The 758-nt window shown below is 32.5% G+C and carries 1 pseudogene; it reads left to right on the top strand.

What is annotated here, in order from left to right:
• Window positions 1-160: 160 nt before the first annotated feature.
• Window positions 161-758: pseudogene (locus KQI94_RS16170) on the top strand (hypothetical protein); the annotation flags it as partial.

Below are 758 nucleotides of genomic sequence, written 5' to 3'. Positions count from 1 at the left end.
GGGTTAGAGAATATTATACGCTTGACGAACTGCCAACGGATAAGCCAAAAATACAAGCGACAATAAAAAGCGATTATATCAATCAAAAAATACAGCGACCAAAACCAGTAGAAACCAAGAATAATAACGAAATAGATTTGTTTGAGGGGGAAGATTTTTAATGAATACTAATGACTATGTAGAGAATAAATTACAACCGCCAAGAGCGTTCTTTGAATGGTGCTACACTTCTTTTCGGACATATGTATGGAAAAATAAAAATGAAACCATTGTTGCTTCAACAAGAAAACACGATTGGATAATTGAGAAAAAATTGAGAAAGAACTCTCGATTGACCTTTTATGATTCAAGTAATTGTTTTCAGATTGTTCTAAGTACAAGTAAGCGAATTGAAGTACAGACCTACAAAGTTATTTCAGAGTATGAAAATGGAGTGCAATGTTTTCGTGAACAGCTAGAATGTATTGAAATATTTTCAAATAATCAACATATCAAGATTGGAAAGATATGTTTACCTGTATATTATGGTTACAATATGGGCATAGCCTTATATCCTAATGAATGGAAAAAGCGTTTAGAACGTGTGTCAGAGTTGAAATATCTAAATTTAGAGCGATTAAACGTTGACAATTTAGCTACCACGTACAAATATAGAACCTTGATAGAATTTGCTCAGAAAATAAATGCTCATAAATTAGCATATGATGTTATGAGTGGTGCAGTAGACATGCGAATACTTACAAAGAACTGTCTAAGGA

The sequence above is a fragment of the Enterococcus sp. S183_ASV_20 genome (assembly GCF_018919685.1).
GTDB lineage: Bacteria > Bacillota > Bacilli > Lactobacillales > Enterococcaceae > Enterococcus > Enterococcus faecalis.
This window is presented reverse-complemented; position numbering and strand designations above follow the sequence as displayed.